This window comes from Bacillus sp. Xin1 (assembly GCF_013314535.1).
In the GTDB taxonomy this organism is placed as follows: domain Bacteria; phylum Bacillota; class Bacilli; order Bacillales; family Bacillaceae_G; genus Bacillus_A.
On the sequence record NZ_JABUAE010000001.1, the window covers coordinates 295,344 to 314,060 of the forward strand.

Annotated in this window: 26 protein-coding genes; 14 read left to right on the top strand and 12 right to left on the bottom strand. The window is 35.7% G+C overall.

The window, feature by feature from the left end; translation table 11 throughout:
* Nucleotides 1-8 precede the first annotated feature (8 nt).
* Nucleotides 9-155, top strand: coding sequence for a hypothetical protein (locus tag HRG09_RS01535; protein ID WP_000064866.1), 147 nt, complete (start codon nucleotides 9-11; stop codon nucleotides 153-155).
* A 32-nt stretch (nucleotides 156-187) separates the two neighbouring features.
* On the opposite strand, the gene HRG09_RS01540 is transcribed toward HRG09_RS01535, so the two are convergent.
* Both HRG09_RS01540 and HRG09_RS01545 read right to left on the bottom strand, forming a co-directional pair.
* Complete coding sequence (locus tag HRG09_RS01540) at nucleotides 188-982, bottom strand: YqhG family protein (RefSeq protein WP_174099025.1); 795 nt, start codon at nucleotides 980-982, stop codon at nucleotides 188-190.
* Nucleotides 969-2,651, bottom strand: a complete 1,683-nt coding sequence (locus HRG09_RS01545) for a DEAD/DEAH box helicase (protein ID WP_174099026.1) — start codon at nucleotides 2,649-2,651, stop codon at nucleotides 969-971. Before HRG09_RS01545 ends, HRG09_RS01540 begins: the two co-directional genes overlap by 14 nt.
* A 350-nt stretch (nucleotides 2,652-3,001) precedes the next feature.
* Between HRG09_RS01545 and gcvT the strand changes: the two genes are divergently transcribed.
* The 11 genes from gcvT to HRG09_RS01600 all read left to right on the top strand — a co-directional run bounded on the left by gcvT (nucleotide 3,002) and on the right by HRG09_RS01600 (nucleotide 10,991).
* Nucleotides 3,002-4,102 carry a glycine cleavage system aminomethyltransferase GcvT gene (gene gcvT, locus HRG09_RS01550; protein ID WP_174099027.1) on the top strand — a complete coding sequence of 367 codons (1,101 nt, stop codon included), beginning with the start codon at nucleotides 3,002-3,004 and terminating at the stop codon, nucleotides 4,100-4,102.
* Between the two features lie 20 nt (nucleotides 4,103-4,122).
* On the top strand, nucleotides 4,123-5,466 hold the full coding sequence (gcvPA, locus tag HRG09_RS01555; protein WP_174099028.1) for an aminomethyl-transferring glycine dehydrogenase subunit 1: 1,344 nt from the start codon (nucleotides 4,123-4,125) through the stop codon (nucleotides 5,464-5,466).
* Entirely contained in the window at nucleotides 5,463-6,938 is a 1,476-nt protein-coding gene (gene gcvPB, locus HRG09_RS01560; RefSeq protein ID WP_174099029.1) for an aminomethyl-transferring glycine dehydrogenase subunit 2, read from the top strand. The genes gcvPA and gcvPB overlap by 4 nt, the downstream gene beginning before the upstream one ends.
* Nucleotides 6,939-7,206: 268 nt before the next feature.
* Nucleotides 7,207-7,431 (top strand): DUF3929 family protein, encoded by a 225-nt coding sequence (locus HRG09_RS01565; RefSeq protein ID WP_026049147.1) that lies wholly within the window; start codon nucleotides 7,207-7,209, stop codon nucleotides 7,429-7,431.
* A gap of 70 nt (nucleotides 7,432-7,501) precedes the next feature.
* The gene (locus HRG09_RS01570) at nucleotides 7,502-7,693 is read left to right on the top strand and encodes a hypothetical protein (RefSeq protein WP_174099030.1); all 192 of its coding nucleotides are present in this window, start codon (nucleotides 7,502-7,504) and stop codon (nucleotides 7,691-7,693) included.
* A 116-nt stretch (nucleotides 7,694-7,809) separates the two neighbouring features.
* Complete coding sequence (locus HRG09_RS01575; RefSeq protein WP_174099031.1) at nucleotides 7,810-8,184, top strand: GntR family transcriptional regulator; 375 nt, start codon at nucleotides 7,810-7,812, stop codon at nucleotides 8,182-8,184.
* A gap of 5 nt (nucleotides 8,185-8,189) precedes the next feature.
* Nucleotides 8,190-9,062 carry an ABC transporter ATP-binding protein gene (locus tag HRG09_RS01580; protein ID WP_174099032.1) on the top strand — a complete coding sequence of 291 codons (873 nt, stop codon included), beginning with the start codon at nucleotides 8,190-8,192 and terminating at the stop codon, nucleotides 9,060-9,062.
* Nucleotides 9,043-9,714: an ABC-2 transporter permease gene (locus HRG09_RS01585; RefSeq protein WP_174099033.1), complete on the top strand. Its 672-nt coding sequence runs from the start codon at nucleotides 9,043-9,045 to the stop codon at nucleotides 9,712-9,714. The genes HRG09_RS01580 and HRG09_RS01585 overlap by 20 nt, the downstream gene beginning before the upstream one ends.
* A 20-nt stretch (nucleotides 9,715-9,734) precedes the next feature.
* On the top strand, nucleotides 9,735-10,328 hold the full coding sequence (locus HRG09_RS01590; protein WP_174099034.1) for an ABC-2 transporter permease: 594 nt from the start codon (nucleotides 9,735-9,737) through the stop codon (nucleotides 10,326-10,328).
* An 18-nt stretch (nucleotides 10,329-10,346) separates the two neighbouring features.
* A complete protein-coding gene (locus tag HRG09_RS01595) occupies nucleotides 10,347-10,523 on the top strand; it encodes a hypothetical protein (RefSeq protein WP_174099035.1) in 177 nt (58 codons plus the stop codon).
* Between the two features lie 261 nt (nucleotides 10,524-10,784).
* Complete coding sequence (locus HRG09_RS01600; protein WP_375335740.1) at nucleotides 10,785-10,991, top strand: hypothetical protein; 207 nt, start codon at nucleotides 10,785-10,787, stop codon at nucleotides 10,989-10,991.
* Between the two features lie 15 nt (nucleotides 10,992-11,006).
* On the opposite strand, the gene HRG09_RS01605 is transcribed toward HRG09_RS01600, so the two are convergent.
* The 5 genes from HRG09_RS01605 to HRG09_RS01625 all read right to left on the bottom strand — a co-directional run bounded on the left by HRG09_RS01605 (nucleotide 11,007) and on the right by HRG09_RS01625 (nucleotide 13,655).
* Nucleotides 11,007-11,264: a DUF3975 family protein gene (locus tag HRG09_RS01605; protein ID WP_174099037.1), complete on the bottom strand. Its 258-nt coding sequence runs from the start codon at nucleotides 11,262-11,264 to the stop codon at nucleotides 11,007-11,009.
* A 15-nt stretch (nucleotides 11,265-11,279) separates the two neighbouring features.
* Nucleotides 11,280-11,594: a DMT family transporter gene (locus tag HRG09_RS01610; protein ID WP_098336277.1), complete on the bottom strand. Its 315-nt coding sequence runs from the start codon at nucleotides 11,592-11,594 to the stop codon at nucleotides 11,280-11,282.
* 1 nt (nucleotide 11,595) lies between these two features.
* Nucleotides 11,596-11,928, bottom strand: coding sequence for a DMT family transporter (locus HRG09_RS01615; protein WP_174099038.1), 333 nt, complete (start codon nucleotides 11,926-11,928; stop codon nucleotides 11,596-11,598).
* A 72-nt stretch (nucleotides 11,929-12,000) separates the two neighbouring features.
* Nucleotides 12,001-12,582, bottom strand: coding sequence for a TetR/AcrR family transcriptional regulator (locus HRG09_RS01620; RefSeq protein ID WP_174099039.1), 582 nt, complete (start codon nucleotides 12,580-12,582; stop codon nucleotides 12,001-12,003).
* 95 nt (nucleotides 12,583-12,677) lie between these two features.
* On the bottom strand, nucleotides 12,678-13,655 hold the full coding sequence (locus HRG09_RS01625) for a LacI family DNA-binding transcriptional regulator (RefSeq protein WP_174099040.1): 978 nt from the start codon (nucleotides 13,653-13,655) through the stop codon (nucleotides 12,678-12,680).
* A gap of 325 nt (nucleotides 13,656-13,980) precedes the next feature.
* Here HRG09_RS01625 and HRG09_RS01630 point away from each other — a divergent pair, with 325 nt between their 5' ends.
* Nucleotides 13,981-14,526: a DNA polymerase III subunit delta gene (locus tag HRG09_RS01630; protein WP_174099307.1), complete on the top strand. Its 546-nt coding sequence runs from the start codon at nucleotides 13,981-13,983 to the stop codon at nucleotides 14,524-14,526.
* Between the two features lie 29 nt (nucleotides 14,527-14,555).
* Here the strand turns inward: HRG09_RS01630 and HRG09_RS01635 are convergent, their stop codons facing one another.
* On the bottom strand, nucleotides 14,556-14,939 hold the full coding sequence (locus HRG09_RS01635; RefSeq protein ID WP_017150860.1) for a rhodanese-like domain-containing protein: 384 nt from the start codon (nucleotides 14,937-14,939) through the stop codon (nucleotides 14,556-14,558).
* Between the two features lie 170 nt (nucleotides 14,940-15,109).
* Here HRG09_RS01635 and HRG09_RS01640 point away from each other — a divergent pair, with 170 nt between their 5' ends.
* Nucleotides 15,110-15,946 carry a lipoate--protein ligase family protein gene (locus HRG09_RS01640; protein WP_174099041.1) on the top strand — a complete coding sequence of 279 codons (837 nt, stop codon included), beginning with the start codon at nucleotides 15,110-15,112 and terminating at the stop codon, nucleotides 15,944-15,946.
* Nucleotides 15,947-15,975: 29 nt separating this feature from the next.
* On the opposite strand, the gene HRG09_RS01645 is transcribed toward HRG09_RS01640, so the two are convergent.
* The 4 genes from HRG09_RS01645 to HRG09_RS01660 all read right to left on the bottom strand — a co-directional run bounded on the left by HRG09_RS01645 (nucleotide 15,976) and on the right by HRG09_RS01660 (nucleotide 18,700).
* On the bottom strand, nucleotides 15,976-16,818 hold the full coding sequence (locus HRG09_RS01645) for an energy transducer TonB (RefSeq protein ID WP_174099042.1): 843 nt from the start codon (nucleotides 16,816-16,818) through the stop codon (nucleotides 15,976-15,978).
* Between the two features lie 198 nt (nucleotides 16,819-17,016).
* Nucleotides 17,017-17,685 carry a DUF1129 domain-containing protein gene (locus HRG09_RS01650; RefSeq protein WP_174099043.1) on the bottom strand — a complete coding sequence of 223 codons (669 nt, stop codon included), beginning with the start codon at nucleotides 17,683-17,685 and terminating at the stop codon, nucleotides 17,017-17,019.
* Nucleotides 17,686-17,705: 20 nt separating this feature from the next.
* Nucleotides 17,706-18,377 carry a DUF1129 family protein gene (locus tag HRG09_RS01655; RefSeq protein WP_174099044.1) on the bottom strand — a complete coding sequence of 224 codons (672 nt, stop codon included), beginning with the start codon at nucleotides 18,375-18,377 and terminating at the stop codon, nucleotides 17,706-17,708.
* A 5-nt stretch (nucleotides 18,378-18,382) separates the two neighbouring features.
* On the bottom strand, nucleotides 18,383-18,700 hold the full coding sequence (locus HRG09_RS01660; RefSeq protein WP_174099045.1) for a PadR family transcriptional regulator: 318 nt from the start codon (nucleotides 18,698-18,700) through the stop codon (nucleotides 18,383-18,385).
* Between the last annotated feature and the right edge of the window lie 17 nt (nucleotides 18,701-18,717).

Sequence of the window (18,717 nt, forward strand, 5' to 3'; positions counted from 1 at the left end):
TGAAAGAGATGAGCAATGGCGTAGGACGTTCGAAAAAGAATCTTCCAACAGATGCAAACCATGTGAGTGCGAAAGACAGGGAATATCAAAAACGAATGACAGAAAAGCAGCAACAAGAACATAACGATGGCCGGAAGTATAATGGGAAAATATAAGAAAAGCTCCTTCTCATATGAAGGGGCTTTTCTCATGAAAAAAAATGATTAGCGGTTACATAAAAGAGTCCACCATTTATAATTTGCATTGTAATACGAGGTTCGTATTGCTCTTGTAGTGCTTGCTTTTCTATTTCGTAGCTTTCGGGAAGCTCTTCGCTTTCTTCGTAAAATCGATTTAGAAGCGCTAAGTCATGGTTCCAGCGCACATGTGCTTCTTCAGCCCATGTATGATTATCTGCTGCGATGAGATTTTTTAGTGCATCTTCTATTCGCTGGAGTCCGCTTTGCGGCTTAATAATTGGAGTAAGCGTAAAACTGAAATCTGGTATTTTTGGCGTGAGCCGAATTTTTGCTAATGTTTCATGAAAGTTTGTAATCATTGTCCCAGAAATAAGATGAATCCCAATGGAATGAAGCATGTCTTTTTTTCGATCACATTGATAACATACTTTTACATTAACGCCAAGCCATGGGTGAAGTGGTGTATGAGTTGTACCACCTGAATTCACTTCCTCGAATAAACGTATGTAGGATCCAAGTTCTTTTGTTGTTTGAAAGATTTGATGCAGGCGAGGAGAGCCATAGTGAATAAGCTCACCTTCCTCCTCTGCGTTCTCTGGATTTGTAATGAGAGTAAGTTTCATCGGATTTGGAACGCCGCCTGTTTTCTCAAGGTAATGCCAGTAAAAAGGGCGATTCATCAATAGTTTATCCATCTCAATTGTTAATTGTACATCTAGTAGATGCGGGGAACGTCGGGAAATTTCACAGTCGTTTGCTTCAAAAAAACTCCATAAATAATTATGAATTTCATGTTGCTGCATAACCTTGCACCTCAGCTTCGTTTCTCTTCGCAAAGTCGATGATGGATGTTAAATTTTCCATTTTAATTCGAATTTCTCCTTCGCTCTTTGACCCTGCGAAAATCTCTTGAATATGCGCATCGATATTTTTCATATTGATTCTTGTTAAAATCTCATCAAGTTCACCGATGACTCGCTCAAATAAATTGATTTTTTCGTATAGAAGTTTCAAAATATGTTCTTCAACTGTATGCTTTGTCGCTAAGTTATAAATATGGACATCATTTTTTTGTCCAAGCCTATGAATACGTCCAATCCGTTGTTCAAGCCGCATTGGGTTCCAGGGCAAGTCATAGTTAATCATATGACTACAAAATTGTAAGTTAATCCCTTCACCGCCTGCTTCTGTTGCGATTAACACTTGCGCATGATTTTGGAAGAGTTCTTTCATCCAATCTTTTTTTCCGCGTTTGAATCCACCTCGAAAGGGAACCGATGAAATACCATGTTGTTTTAAAAACCATTGTAAGTACATTTGTGTTGCTCTATATTCTGTAAAGATAACGACTTTATTATCAATTTCTTTTATAAGCTCTAGTGCTTGATTTGCTTTTGAATTAAAAGGAATATGGTTGATTTTATCCATTAAAACATCGATATATGGATCTGGTATATAATTCTCATTTTCTTTTTGTCTTTTTTCTACATGTTTTTTAAGTGAATAATAAACTGCTTCCCGGCTACTGCATACTTCTCTTTTCAAAGTTAATGATGAAAAGGCAGAGGTAAACGCGTCTTGTCCTTTCCAATGTTCAATCGCGTTATACAGAGCTCGTTCTTCTCCATTAAAATCAACAAATATGGTTCGAACGTGCCTTTTAGGCCACTCAATCCCTGTACCGTTTCGACGATTTCGTACCATGACTTTGTTAATAAGGGCTTTCAAATCTTCATCTGACTCTGTAGAGCGATTTTTAGAAGCATAGTATTCTTCGAAGTTAGATTGATTCCCTAAATGACCGGGTTTTAATAAAGAAACAAGATTAAAGATTTCATCGATTTTGTTTTGGACAGGTGTTGCAGTTAGTAATAAACAAAACTTCTTTTTTAGACGCTGCGCAAATTCATAGTTTTTTGTTTTATTATTTTTGAGTTTATGTGCCTCATCAATAATGATGAGATCATATTCTAGGTTCAAAACGATATCACGATGCGGTGAACGCTTTGCTGTATCAATTGATGAAACGATGACGTCAGCTTGTTCCCATGAGTAGCTTTTTCTCTGGGCAACTGCAGGGATAAAAAACTTGGTGTTAAGTTCATATGCCCACTGGGAAACAAGGGAGGCTGGAACGAGTATAAGTACTTTTTTAACAAGACCACGCACCATATATTCTTTTAAAATCAGACCCGCTTCAATTGTTTTTCCAAGTCCAACCTCATCTGCTAGTATCGCTTTTCCATTCATTTGCTCAATCACAGTTTGCGCAACTTCTAATTGGTGAGGAAGCGGTGTGAAATGAGATAAATGTTTTGGTGCTTGCAAACCATCGAATGTAGGGACAAGTAACGACTTTTCTGTTTCGTAGGCTAAATTATACAATTCCCAATTTGTCCAAGGACCGTCCTCATCAATTCGTTTTAAAAAATTTTCTTGCCATGTCCGATCTACGGAAATATCAACATTCATGAAAACTCTCCCACCTTTTGTAAACTAAAACGGTTATTATTATATCCTTCACCCAAAACGATAATTTCTAGCATTTTTAGGGGAAGTCGTTTTTGCAAGTATAAGAATAAAAAATTCCAAATTATTTTTTATGCTAGAATATTGATGAAATAGATCGAAAAATGTTAGGATAATGGTGTGAAATGAATGGAATCTTTCGTATTTTATCCAAGAAAGTACTTTTTTATTTACGCTTTCATAAAAAAATGCATTGAGATTCCGTATATCCCATCTTTTCTGAATGAAAAATGTTTAGATACGGGAAGCCAACTTTTATTGATTTGTCATAGACAGCATAAGGGGGAAAGAACATGATTACATTACAACGTACACCGCTATTTGATGTTTACGCGAAGTATGGTGGGAAAACAATCGACTTTGGTGGTTGGGAATTACCAGTTCAATTTTCAAGCATTAAAGAAGAGCACGAAGTTGTTCGTACAGCAGCGGGTCTATTTGATGTGTCTCACATGGGAGAAGTAGAAGTAACGGGCACAGATAGTTTAGCATTTTTACAACGTGTTGTTACAAATGACGTTTCTACCTTAAAGGTAGGAGGCGCACAATATACAGCAATGTGTTACGAAAATGGTGGTACTGTAGATGATTTATTAATCTACAAACGTGGCGAAGAAGACTATTTATTAGTAATCAATGCATCGAACATCGAGAAAGATTACGAATGGTTAGCAAGTCATGTAATTGGCGATACGAAAGTAGTCAATGTTTCTAGTGAAATTGCACAGCTTGCAATTCAAGGACCAAAAGCAGAAGGCATTTTACAAAAAGTTGTGTCAGAAGATTTAAAAGAAATTAAGTTCTTTAAATTTAAAAATCCTGTTCTTGTAGATGGTGTAGAAGCACTTGTATCACGCACTGGTTACACAGGCGAAGACGGATTTGAAATTTACTGTAAGAGTGAAGATGCTGCAAAACTTTGGGAGAAACTTCTTGAAGTTGGAGCAGAAGACGGCTTAAAACCATGTGGTTTAGGAGCACGTGATACACTTCGTTTTGAAGCAACACTTCCACTTTATGGTCAAGAATTATCGAAAGATATTACACCAATTGAAGCTGGAATTGGTTTTGCAGTAAAAACAAACAAAGAGGCAGATTTCTTTGGAAAAGAAACATTAAAAGAATACAAAGAAAACGGTGCACCTCGTAAATTAGTCGGTATTGAAGTAATTGAGCGCGGTATTCCTCGCACACATTATCCAGTATATGTAGGCGAAGAAAAAATCGGTGAAGTTACAAGTGGTACACAATCTCCAACGTTAAAGAAAAGCATTGGCTTAGCATTAGTTGATGTAAAATACGCAGCAGTTGATACAGAAGTAGAAATTGAGATTCGTAATAAACGCGTCAAAGCAGTAGTCGTTCCAACACCATTTTACAAACGTTCAAAGTAACGGGGAGAGGGGTAGATTTCATGTTGCATCGTTATCTTCCAATGACAGAAGAAGACAAAAAAGAAATGTTACAAACGATCGGCGTTCAAACGATCGATGAATTATTTTCTGATATTCCAGAGAGTGTTCGTTTTAAAGGGGATTTAAAAATTAAACAAGCGAAGTCAGAACCAGAACTTTTAAAAGAACTGACTGGTATGGCTCGTAAAAATGCGAATTTAAAAGATTATGCTTCCTTCTTAGGAGCAGGCGTATACGATCATTATGCTCCAGTAATTGTTGATCATGTTATTTCTCGTTCAGAATTTTATACAGCGTACACACCATACCAACCAGAAATTTCACAAGGGGAATTACAAGCGATTTTTGAATTCCAAACAATGATTTGTGAATTAACAGGAATGGATGTGGCAAACTCCTCTATGTATGACGGAGGTACAGCTTTAGCAGAAGCGGCAATGCTAGCAGCTGGTCATACTCGTAAAAAGAAAATCCTTGTTTCTAAAGCAGTTCATCCAGAATCAAGAGCAGTACTTGAAACATATGCAAAAGGTCAACATCTTGAAGTTGTTGAAATTGATTATAAAGACGGTGTAACAGATTTAGACGTATTGCAAAGCGAAGTAGATGATACAGTAGCTTGTGTAATTGTTCAATATCCAAACTTCTTTGGACAAGTTGAAAAGTTAGCTGATATTGAAAAAATCGTTCATGAACAAAAGTCATTATTTATCGTTTCTTCAAATCCATTATCATTAGGTGCATTAACACCACCAGGAAAATTTGGTGCTGATATTGTAATCGGTGATGCACAACCATTTGGCATCCCAACACAGTTTGGTGGACCACACTGTGGTTATTTCGCAACAACGAAAGCATTTATGCGTAAAATTCCAGGGCGTCTTGTAGGACAAACTGTAGATTCAGATGGTAAACGTGGTTTTGTATTAACATTGCAAGCTCGTGAACAACATATTCGTCGTGATAAAGCGACATCTAACATTTGTTCTAACCAAGCATTAAACGCATTAGCAGCATCTGTTGCGATGACAGCACTTGGAAAACAAGGTGTGAAAGAAATGGCGCGTCAAAACATTTCTAAAGCACAATATGCAAAACGTCAATTTGAAGCAAAAGGATTTACAGTAACATTTGCTGGTCCATTCTTCAATGAATTTGTTGTAGATTGCAAACGTTCAGTACAAGAAGTAAATGATGCATTAGTTCAAAAGAATATTATCGGTGGTTATGACCTGGGCCGTGATTATAAAGAGCTAGCGAACCATATGCTTTTAGCAGTAACAGAGCTTCGTACAAAAGAAGAAATTGACACACTTGTAAACGAAATGGGGGCTATCCAATGAAGAACCAAGACCAAGCACTTATTTTTGAAATGAGTAAAGAAGGACGCGTAGGATATAGCTTACCCCAATTAGATGTAGAAGAAGTAAAATTAGAAGATGTGTTTGAGAGCGATTATATTCGTACTGAAGATGCAGAGCTTCCAGAAGTATCGGAGCTTGACATTATGCGTCATTACACAGCACTTTCAAACCGTAACCACGGCGTTGATTCTGGATTTTATCCATTAGGGTCTTGTACGATGAAGTACAACCCAAAAATCAATGAGAATGTGGCACGTTTCCCAGGCTTTGCGAATATTCATCCGCTTCAAGACGAAAAAACGGTGCAAGGTGCAATGGAATTAATGTACGACTTGCAAGAACATTTAATTGAAATTACAGGTATGGATACTGTTACACTTCAACCAGCAGCTGGTGCACATGGAGAATGGACAGGATTAATGTTAATCCGTGCATACCATGAATCAAACGGTGACTTTAACCGTACGAAAGTAATTGTGCCGGATTCTGCGCACGGAACAAACCCAGCGTCTGCAACGGTAGCAGGATTTGAAACAATTACAGTAAAATCAAATGAGAATGGTCTTGTTGATTTAGAAGACTTAAAACGTGTTGTGAACGAAGAAACAGCAGCACTTATGCTAACAAATCCAAATACACTTGGTTTATTTGAAGAAAATATTTTAGAGATGGCAGAAATCGTTCATAATGCAGGTGGTAAATTGTATTATGATGGTGCGAACTTAAATGCGGTATTAAGTCAAGCACGTCCTGGTGATATGGGATTTGACGTTGTGCATTTAAACCTTCATAAAACATTTACAGGTCCGCATGGCGGCGGTGGCCCAGGCTCTGGTCCAGTAGGTGTAAAAGCAGATTTAATTCCGTTTTTACCAAAACCAATTTTAGAGAAAACAGAAAATGGTTACCACTTTAACTACGATCGTCCACAAGCAATTGGACGCGTAAAACCGTTCTATGGAAACTTCGGTATTAACGTTCGTGCTTATACGTATATTCGTTCTATGGGTCCAGATGGACTGCGCGCAGTAACAGAATATGCTGTATTAAATGCAAACTATATGATGAGAAGATTAGCTCCGTTCTATGATCTTCCATTTGATAGACATTGTAAGCATGAGTTTGTATTATCAGGTCGTCGTCAAAAGAAACTTGGTGTACGTACATTAGATATCGCAAAACGTCTGCTTGATTTTGGCTACCATCCACCAACAATTTACTTCCCACTAAACGTGGAAGAATGTATTATGATTGAGCCAACAGAAACAGAATCAAAAGAAACGTTAGATGGATTCATCGATAAGATGATTCAAATCGCAAAAGAAGCAGAAGAAAATCCAGAGGTTGTACAAGAAGCACCACATACGACGGTAATTAAGCGTCTTGATGAAACGATGGCTGCTCGTAAACCAGTTTTACGTTATCAAAAGCCAGCTCCTGTACAAGTTTGATCATATGTAAAATGAAAAGAACTCACTATATGCGAGTTCTTTTTTTGTGGAGAATTTGTGCAGAAATTATGAAAATCATGTAAAGAATTTTTAGGTTTTATGTAATAGTGCGGAAGAAAGTTGTTTTTTAGGTTTTATTGTTGAAAAAGTCAGTTTGATAAAATTGTGTATTTTTGTTAGAATTTTATTGAAATTAAGAGGGTGTAATGAGAGAGACGTAACTCATTTTTATGTATATGTGAAAAAACGAACAATTTGGGGTGAGAGAATGGGCTATAAGTGTTACAGGATGGTGTATCATTTAGAAAATGGTAAAACGATTAAAGATATAAAGGAATTTTGTTATCGGGATCATGGGAAAATGTTAGAGCGTGTAGCACATCGTGTAATGGATAACGCAGAAGTGACAGCAATTGATAAGCAAGGAACAATTATTTCAATAGCTTGCGATGACATTGTAAAAGTAGAGCTCGATTATATAAAAGAAAGTTAACCTTGAGTCATATCGAATTATTCGATAAAATATACTGTTGAATGGTGAAGTGAGAAGAGAGGAGTTTATCATGGGTAGTACAAGACACTTTTATATGTTTGTTTTAGCGTTTGTACTTGTTGTGGCATTAACGGTATATTTAATTGTTGATAGCAGCTGGTACAATGCAGTGCATCCAGCATTTCTTATTTTTATGTATGTAGGAATTGCGGTTGTTAGTTTTGGGATGAGAGATGAAATGTTAGATCGCTTTGAGAAGTGATACATATACAAAAGACCAACAGGAAATAGTTGGTCTTTTTTTCTTGCCAAAAATAGGATGATGTGTATATACTGTACATATAAAGTATATACAGTATATACACATTGGAGGGAAACATGGATATTATCATTTCAAATTCTTCTCCAGACCCTATTTATGAACAAATTAGTAAGCAGTTAAGGCAGCTTATTTTAAATGGTCGTCTAAAGGGTGGAGATCAATTGCCATCTATTCGCATATTAGCAAAAGAATTACAAATTAGTGTGATTACGACGAAACGTGCGTATGAGGAACTTGAAAAGGAGGGTTACATTGAAACGGTTGCGGGAAAAGGGTCGTATGTCTCTGGGCAAAATAATGAGCTTATAAGGGAACAACGATTGCGTTTACTAGAAAGTAAAGTGGAAGAAGTTGTTCAGGAAAGTAAATTTTTACAGCTTTCACTTGAAGAGTTAGAGCAAATGATTGCGTTTTTATATAAGGGGGAATAAGCGACATGTTAGAGTTAAAAAATGTTTGTAAAAACTATAAAGATTTTTCAGTGAAAAATGTAAGTTTTGCATTGCCACGTGGATATATTATGGGATTTGTCGGGCCAAACGGTGCCGGGAAAAGTACGACCATTAAAATGATAATGAACTTAGTAAAACAAAATAGTGGGGATATTATGATTTTTGGGAAAGACAATCAAAAAGCAGAGAAGGAAATTAAGCAAAATATCGGATTTGTGTATGATGAAAATCACTACTATGAAGAGTTAACGTGTGAACAAATGAAGCGAATTATCGCACCACTATATAAAAAATGGGATGAAGAAAAATATCAATCATATATAGAGCAATTACAAGTTCCAAACGACAAGAAGATTAAGCAGTTATCAAAGGGGATGAAAATGAAATTTGCAATTGCGATGGCGTTATCGCATCATGCAAAGCTTATCATTATGGATGAACCAACATCAGGTTTAGATCCAGTTGTCCGTAGTGAACTGCTTGATATTTTGCAAGAGATTGTAATGGAAGAAGAAGCATCCGTACTATTCTCCACGCATATTACAACTGATTTAGAGCGAATTGCTGATTATATTACATTTATTCACGAAGGTGAAATTATCTTTACGGGAGAAAAAGACGAAATATTAGAAAAACATGTGATTGTAAAAGGAAGCAATGATTTATTAGATGTGGAGGGAAAAGAGCTCTTTATCGGGTTACGTAAAAATAAATTTGGTTTTGAAGGCTTGGCGAAGGATAAACAAGCGATTAAAGATTGGTTTGGACAAGAAGTTGTGATCGAAAAACCGTCTTTAGATGATATTGTTGTGTATACAGCGAAAGGGAGAGGTGCTTATGCGTCAGCTCGTATATAAGGATTTATTCTTTTTTCGGGTAACTTGGTTGGTTAATATTATTATGCCTTTTCTGTTTTTTATTTTAGAACCAAATGGAGAAACAGCATTTCCTCTAAGTTGCTTACTTATAACGATTTCCTCAGCGATGGTATTAATAGCAATGGATGAAAGAAATAAAAGTGAAATTGTTTTTAATAGCTTACCTGTAAGGCGAAGGGATATTATAATTGCTAAATATATTTCTAGTGCAATATTCATTGCAGTAGGGATGGTTGTGACAATAGCGGTATTGGGGCTTATCAAAGGTGTAGCTTCAATTGGTAATATAGGTGCACATCATCCTAATTTATACATTGAGATTCCATGGTATGTAGTAGTAAGAGGGGCTTTTGTTTCGATTGTTTTTATAGCAGCTTTGTTTCCTAGTTATTACGGAACAAAGTCAAAAGTAGTGCGAGGAATATTTACAGGCCTAACAGTTGGAATAGCTGTTCTTATTGGGATATTTATTGAGGAAGGACCAACAAACCAAATAGCATTGTCATTCATGGATTGGATCATGAATCCATCACATGTTGTGATATTTATAATTGGTGGGATTATAGTAGCTAGTATATATATCACTTCTATGTTTATTACGATTAAAATTTATGAAGCACGTGATTTATAAAAACAGGAAGGGGGATACATATGAAGCAACTTATTATGAAAGATTTTATTGTGCAAAGGAACATGCTCATTTGGTATATCATGTATCCTTTTTTATTCTATATGGCAACGCACGATAACCATAGTACATTCACACTTACGACAGTTATTATTCCTGTTATATTGATGATGAGAACTTTTTATAGTGATGAAAAAAATCAAATCGAAAAAATGTTTAATAGTTTACCGATATCTAGAAAACAAATAATATTGGCAAAGTATATGTTTGCATCGATTATTTTAATGATCAGTGTTATCATTGTTTACTTTGCAGTAGGTATTCAGCTACGAAATGGGACAGTGGATTTTATAGAAACGACAGTTGTGGCTAGTATGAGCCTCAGTTTTATTGTTTTTAGTTTAATTTTACCAATATACTTTCTGTTCGGTTATCAGAAAACGTTTATGATTGCTTGTTTTATATTAATTGCACCTATATTTATTTTAGAAGTTTTCTTTAAAGTAAATATAGAGCGATTGAATTTACATAGTGGGTTTTTATTCATAGGTGCAACTTGTATGATGCTGTTATCGATGATAGTTTGTACAAAATTATATGAACAAAGAGACCTATAAAAAGGGAGAGAGAAGATAATGAAAATCATAGGTATTCTATTTAGCATTGCTGGATTTCTCCTGATCATCGGAACTGGAATAGGAACAACAATACATGTCATTCCTTCATCTATTTCAGTATCTACGTGTCTATTGTTCGGAACAGTTTTTGTAACAACAGGGAGTATCATTAGAAAAAGGAAAAACGTACATTGAAAAAGGTGTCTCATCATAAGACACCTTTTTCAATAGGCAAAATAACAAAGGAGTAACTTATAAACTAAAACGGTGCTCGGCATATCTTTTGGTGTATGTAAGATTAGGCTGAAACATATAACAAAGAAAAGAAATAGGAAGAACAACAATAGGATATGTTTATGTATGGAATTTTGCATATAATCAGCTCCTTTTTTGTAGTATGTCCAAAAGGTAAGAGGATATAGTTGGAGTTTGAAAATTTTACAGGAGGGTTGCATGGTGAGGAAGCAAACGTTAAAAGGAAGAATACTATATGGTTTTGGAGTGGTCTTATTTGTCTGGGGACTTATTATGCTTAATATTATTTCAGATATAGCTGTATTTGAGAATGTGAATAAGAGCGTAGGTGGGGGAGTGCTTATCCTTGGAATCATATGTCTTATTACATCTAATTTCTTTAGAGAATCAAAAAATGAGAATCATTAAACATAAAAAAGACAGTTACTTCTTTTCAGAAGAACTGTCTTTTTTGGTTATTTTATTCCAAAGTTTAGCGATACTCCAAACGATAATAATGGTAATGGAGGCAATAATCGACCAAACGATAGATACGACTTCAAGTGCCATGTTGGGAAGGAACGTAAGAACAGAAATAACTTTATGGAATAGCCCTTCTATCACATGAAAGCTCATTTGCAGTAGAATAACCATTCCAATCAGAATTCCTGTCAGAAGCTGTTTCCCTTTTTCTTTCCACATGACATTCACCTCACGTTAGCTCATTAATTTTAAGCCAACTGCACCGCATAAAATGCAGCTTAAGAAGGCAAGACGACGCCAATCAGCTGATTCGCGGAAGATCAAAATGCCTAAGAGTGCACTTCCAGCCGTTCCAATTCCTGTCCAAATGGCGTAAGCTGTTCCCATTGGTAATGAGTCCATTGCAAGTGATAAGAAGAAGAAGCTTACTCCAAAGTTGGCGATTAAAATAAGCTTTGGTGCCCAGCCTTTTTTTTCAGTGGCTACTTTCATAAACAGTACACCAACGATTTCACAAATACCAGCAATAATTAAAAATACCCATGCCATTTTATGCGGCCTCCTTCTCTTCTTGTTCACCTGTTACTCGTTTTAAACCAATTACTCCGAAGAAGATTAAACCGATTAATAAAACTTTTACAATTGAAAAAGGTTCTCCAAAAATAAAAATCTCTGTAAGAACGATTCCACCAGCTCCGATACCTGTAAACACAGCATATACAGTTCCTACAGGTAAATCTTTATAGGCTTTAAATAATAGGACAAAACTAATTGTAATTAATAGAGCGACACCAATCCATTCAAGTGGTGTCTCCGCGTGCTTTAGTCCAATCACCCAAAAAATTTCAATAATACCAGCTAAAATTACATAGATCCATGCCATATATTATTTCTCCTTCCTACCAGTCGTTAGGTAAAGGGCTGAAAAACGACGCATTGCAAAGAAAGCAATCCGTCATTTTGAAAGGCCGCGCCAAAACACTTTCCAAGAGGCGTTTAAGCGGGTCTCAAAGCGATTTAAACCTGCGTATAATAGTTCAACCATAAGACCATCAAGTAAGCATAAGTAAGCCTCTAGAGCGTCTTTAATTTCAATGTTATGCAGTTCACCTTGTTCATTTGCTCGTTTGAATACAGGAAATAAAAGTTCCCTAATATTCTCAATGTGAGCATTTGCTTTTTCAATAATTTGCTCGCGAAATGCATCGGGTGGAAAATAAGAAGTGCGTAACCAAAACATTGATTCTTCACTCTCACCAAATCGTTTTGCATAACCGTTTAACAGATTTACGAGTAATACTTCAGTAGATGATTCCGAAAGTGCTTCTATATCATCAGTAAAGCATTGTAAATCTTTTTGCAGGGCTGCTTCTAAGCAGATGAAATATAATTCTTCTTTTCCCTTAAAGTGTGCGTAAATCGATGGCTTTTTAATCCCGACTTCTTGAGCAATATTTGCTAATGAAGTCCCTTCATAGCCGTAGCGTGCGAAATGAGAGAGTGCTACAGCTTTAATGCGGTTTGCTGTCATTTCCATCCCCTACCTATCGTTCGTTAGTTTAAGTATAAAAGAAAGAAAAAATAAAGTCAATAGGAAGAACATCTAAAAAAGAGTACCTAATTAGATACTCTTTATACGGTTTGACGCTCAATTAATCGGAAAGAGAGTTCTTTTGAATTATTTTGGATTTGCTCGTTTTGTATTTGTTTATAAAACATGGAAAAAGCATGAGACCCCATGATTTTTCCAGGATGTTCAATTGTTGTAATCTCTAAAGCTTCGGAAATTTCATGGTTATCGAACCCTAGAATTGCTATATCACCTGGAACGTGCAGACCTTGTTTTTTTGCTTCTGTTAATAAACCAGCTGCAACTTGATCGTTTGCAGCAAAGATAGCAGTGGGACGTTTTTTCATTTTTAATATGTTTTGCATGACTTTGGAACCGTCTTTCATCGTATAACATTGATAAAACATCCAGTCTTGATGAACCGTTTTTCCAGATGAATGGAGCGTATTAAAAAATGCTTGTTTTCGTTGTTTTGTATTGGCACTGTGTTCGCGAGCTAGGCAAACCCCGATGTAATCATGTCCCTTTTGTAATAAATACTCTGTGCCGATGCGAAAGCCCTCATAGTGATCAACGTAGACAGATGAAATAAGGGGATGTTTCATTTTTTCACATGAGATGATGGGAGCAAACGTTGCGAAAGGTTCAATTTGCTCCCACGAGCTTGCTCGTGAGCAAATAATCATACCATCAAATTGTTTCATTTTCATCATTTCTAAAACGCGAATCTCTTCTTTACTATCGTAATTCGTTTGACACAAATTAATATGATAACCAGCAGCTAATGCTTCATTTCCAATCCCTTCAATAAGGGTACTAAAGTAGGGTAAATTGATGAAAGGAAGCATCACCCCAACCGTAAATGTTTTTCCTTTTATTAAATGAACTGCATTTATATTCTTTGCATAATTTAGCTCTTCAACTGCATCTAAAACGCGTTTTCGCTTTTCATCGCTGACGTGGGGATGGTCATTTAGCACGCGCGAAACCGTCGTGATAGATACTCCAGCGATTTTCGCGATTTGTTTTATATTCGCCATATGTATCACCTCTTCATTCATTATAAAGGCAAATAGATAAGAATGGAAAAATACTGAAAAAGGCTTGACCTGAAAAGCTTTTCACAATCTATTTTATAAATAAGACTTTCCGTTATTCGCGTAACCTTTTTGGGCGTAAGAGTAACGAAGAGTCTTTTTTTGTCTAAAAAGATACAGTATGTCAAAATGTGTGAGATAAACGAGGAAAGTTTTCAAAGGGAGAGTAAACAAGTGAAGCGAATATGAACAACATATTAACGCTTTGTTCGCAAAAGGAGCGGTATGAAAGGGCGGAAACAAATTGAAAAAAAGAATCATTTGTTTCGTGTTTTCGAGTATGTTGCTGAGCTCATGTTCATTCCAACAAACGGCGAAAGAAGAAAAACAATTTGTGGGAAATGCGGATGGAGCTGTAGATCTTGTATCTGGTCCCATTTCGTTAAAAGATACAAAAAAATATTTTTCGGCAGCATATAAAGTTCCGACGTATTTGCCGTACGATGTTATGAATGATGTAAAAGGAGAAGTAAGAACAATTGGGAAGAAGAACGCTGTCTTGACGATAAAATATAAACCACAAGAAAAAGGAAGAAAAGATTATATAGAATTAACAGTTGCTAATTTTTCTTACAGTTTTCCTTATATTGTAGAACAAAATCGATTTCATGAAAAAATGAGATTAGATAATGGTTCAGCTACCTATTTTAAAAATAGGGATGAGGGTGAACAGGGGGAAGAATTTGCGACACTCATTTGGAGAGAGAAAGGATTAGAGTATCAATTGCTATACCGTAATGTAGAATTAGGAAATGAGGAAGAAGTGAAACAAAACTTATTGTATATTGCGAACAACATGGAAGAAAAGAACTAGCTGATGAGTTATGCTAGTTCTTTAAAATATTATTTCTTTTTAATTTTGCCTGTCCAAGATTTAAATCCACCTTGTAATTGGTAGAAATCTTTGTAACCTTGTTTTTTTAGATATTGAGCGGCACGTCCTGTACGGAATCCGCTTTGGCAGTATAAATAGACAGGTTGGTCTTTACGTAGCTCTTTGTAACGCATACGAATTTGTGATAACGGAATGTTACGAGCACCTAAAATATGACCAGCGTTAAATTCATCTGCTTCACGAATATCGATAAGCTGTGCTTTACGGTAGCCAGCGCGAAATTCTTCTTCTGAAAGTGTTTTAATTAATCTTTTCTGATAGAAAAACATCCATACAGAGTAGCCGATGAATGCCAGAACTACGGCTAGTATAATAATTAAGTTTGTTGACACGATTCTATCGCTCCCTTTTTTCTTATCCTACTTTAAATATTATAATGCCCATATGTATTTATGCAACAGGTTCGTTCGGTGAGAAGAAGAAATTTCGTATTCTTTCACAAATTTTGTCGAATTTGTTAGACTAGAGATTGTGAAAAATAATTGGTTATATGAGGTGCAGGATGGGAAAAGAAAAATGGTGTTATATTAACTCTGGTCAATGTTCACCGGCATTTAATATGGCGTTAGATGAATGTTTATTAAATTGGCAAAGTGAAAAGAAAATGCCGCCGATAATTCGCTTCTATGAATGGGAAGTGCCAACGTTAACGGTGGGGTATTTTCAGAGTGTAGAAAAAGATATCAATATGGATGTAGTAAAAGAGAAGGAATATGGATTTGTTCGCCGTCAGACAGGTGGTAGAGGCGTATTGCACGATAAGGAATTAACCTACAGTGTCATTGTCTCTGAAGGTCATCCTAAGATGCCAAAAACAGTTACAGAAGCGTATCGTGTAATTTCGCAGGGGTTACTTGAAGGTTTTAAGGCGCTAGGATTAGAAGCGTACTATGCAGTTCCAAAAACAGAAGCGGATCGTGAGAATTTAAAAAATCCACGTTCAGGTGTATGTTTTGATGCACCATCTTGGTATGAAATTGTTGTAGAAGGTAGAAAAATTGCTGGGAGCGCTCAAACGCGTCAAAAAGGTGTTATTCTGCAACACGGGTCAATTCCGTTAGAAATTGACTTAGATGAGCTATATGATTTATTCCTATTCCCAAATGATCGAGTGAAAGAGCGTATGAAGAGTATGTTTTCTTCAAAAGCCGTCGCAATCAATGAATTAACAGATCGTACGTTTACAATTGAACAGTTGATTGAAGCGTTCCAAATTGGATTTGAAAAAGGTTTAGATGTAGAGCTAGTTCCGTATGAACTAACGGAAGAACAGCTTCAGGAAGTACAAACATTAGCAAAAGAAAAGTACGAAAGTAATGAATGGAATTATAAAAAATAAGGAGACGGCATTTGCCATCTCCTTGTTTTTTATAATAAATTTAGTACCTTTTCTACTTTAATCCCTTTTTCTTGTAAAGAACGAAGACGATTTACAACATCCATAATCTCTTTATCAAAAGTAACACTAATTCCTTGGCTTTGTAATTCTTCTTTTAAATTTTCAATAGAATCATCTATGTCGATGCCAAGCTCGTAATCTTGACACACTTCGATTGTCTTTTTCACAAGCTTCACATAATTCTCTTGTAGTTTTGAATTTGTTTCCGCCACAGCTGTTTGTTTCGGTTTTGTAGGCATAGCTACAGTCGTTTCTTTCTTTGCAACTGGAGTAGGTACTGCCTCTTTTACAGGTGCTGGAGTAGGTGCCACTACAACTGTTTCTGAACGCACTGGCTTCGGTGCAGGTGTTGGAGTAGGTTTAGGTATTGCGACAGATTCTTCAACACGTGTAACAGGTTTAGGCGCAGTTGTAACTACTTTTGGTGCTTCTACAACTACTTCTTTCTTTGGCGCAGTTTCTACAGGTGTTACTTCTTGTTCAGCTGCCTCTTTGTTTTCTTTACTCCACATAACGCGTTCGATTTCTAGGGAAACATTGTTTTTGTTCATTGCTGTTAATGTAACTTTACCAACTTCAGCGTTACCTGTGAAATCGACAATTTTATAAATCACACTTTTGTTCCAATCTACGTTTCCGCTCAAAAATAATTCTTCGTTACATTTCGGCGTTAAGCCCTCGATTTTAATTTCTGCATTTACACCGTTTTCACTGTATACCATAATTAGCGAAGCATTTACATCTTCGTCTGCTAACATTAGTTCACGTACCATTTTGCCGGTGCGTACTTGCGTTTTCTTCTTAAGTGACATCAAATTTCCCCTCTCAAAAATTCAGTAATAATAAAAAAATCGTATAACGAAAAATAATTGCTCACGAAGAAATATGATACCGATAATAAAAGCATCACGTCAACAATTTACGTTAATTATTTTGCATTTTTCTTTTTTTCTTTATGAAATTTTTCAATTTGTAAAATTAGACAAAAGAAAACCAGCCTTTTGAGGCTGTTAAAATCTAGAGGTTTTATATAAAAGTTTGTATAAAATGTAAAAGGAACTTGCAACGAGAGTGCCTTGTAAAATTGTTAAGTTGAATGATAAATAAGATTGTGTTTTAAAATAAATGTTTGTAAATATTGATAATCCAAAAGGTATACAAAAGGATAACATAAGCATAGTCTTTTGCTTCCAAGATGCTAATATTGTGAAAGAATAGCGTCTTAATAGGGAAAAAGTTAAAATAGTGCCTGCAGTAAAAATAAAGGCTGATAATATTGTTCCAGGGATGCTAAAGGCAATGTTTGATGTATTTTCATCTGTGAAGAGGACATGCATAACTGATAAAAGTGTATCAAATCCAAATTGAATAGCTAGTAATAAACTAACTGCGAAACCAATTACTGCTCCTTTTTCAAAAGTAGTTTGATGTTCAGATGATTTTATTAATTCATCGCAATATGCTTTTAGATCTTCCCCGAAAATATCGTAAGCATTTTTTTCATCTTTTTGAGCGTCTAAAAGGTGATCTAATATTTCTAAAAGTAGTTCTTCCATTTGTTTTTGGGGAACGGTAGTAAAACGTAAATAAATGAGCATATCGCTATAAATATTTTCGTTTTCGGGGGTTAGAAGCTTGCGTTTGTCATTGTTTAGCTCAACCATGTCTTTTGCGTTCAATTTTCTCACTCCCTGTATAATTAAAAGTTTAAGCGTCTATAAAAAAATTTATAAAAAAAATAAAAAGTGATAGCAAGAAATGATCCAATCCAAGGAGACAGTTGATACTTTATAATTGGGTGATCGATAAAAAATAAAGAAATGACAATGAGTATAAACCATGGGCTTTGTTGGGAAATGAATCCTTTTACACGCTTCCAATTACTCATGTGGTTGTTGAATAAATCCCCTTTAATAAAGTCAAATACAAAACGGATAGCAAGGTGTATAGCGATAATGATTATAAATACATATATAAAATTTACCTGTACAGATTGGAAGCGTTTGTTGTCAAAGAAAAAGGGCAAAATAAAAGCTGCAAGAGAATTAATAGCGAAAAATATAGCAAGTAAATAACTACTCATAAAGGCTGGTGTGGCTATTTTCTGCCATATATTTTGTTTTGGAAGTGCAGCGATTACTTCATCACAGTAATCTTGTAAGTTATGTCCAAAAACATCATAGGCATTTTTATCTTCTTCTTGCGCATCAAGTAGGTGATCTAAAATTTCTAGTAACAGTTCCTCTACTTGTTGCTCTGGAATATTAGCAAATCGAATGTATACTAGCATATCTCCATAAGCAGCCTCGTTTTCTTCTGTCAACAATTTACGCTTTTTATTATTAAGTTCAATCATGTCTTTTGCTTTCAAATCCTTCACTCTCCTTGTAACAAATTATTTACCGTCGTCGAGACCATCCCCCAGCTCTTTTTAAACGCTTCTAACTGCTCAAATCCTTTATCTGTCACATGATAATACTTATGTTTTGGACCAAGGTTTGAGGCTTTTAAGGTACCGGCTATGAGCTTTTCTTTTTGCATTCGTAGCAAAAGGGGATAGATGCTACCTTCACTTACGAATGTAAAACCGTGTTGATTTAATTTCGTACTTAGTTCATACCCATACACTTCTTCTTGAGAAATGATGTATAAAATACATCCTTCGAGCACACCTTTTAACATTTGACTATGCATGATTTCACCACCTTTAA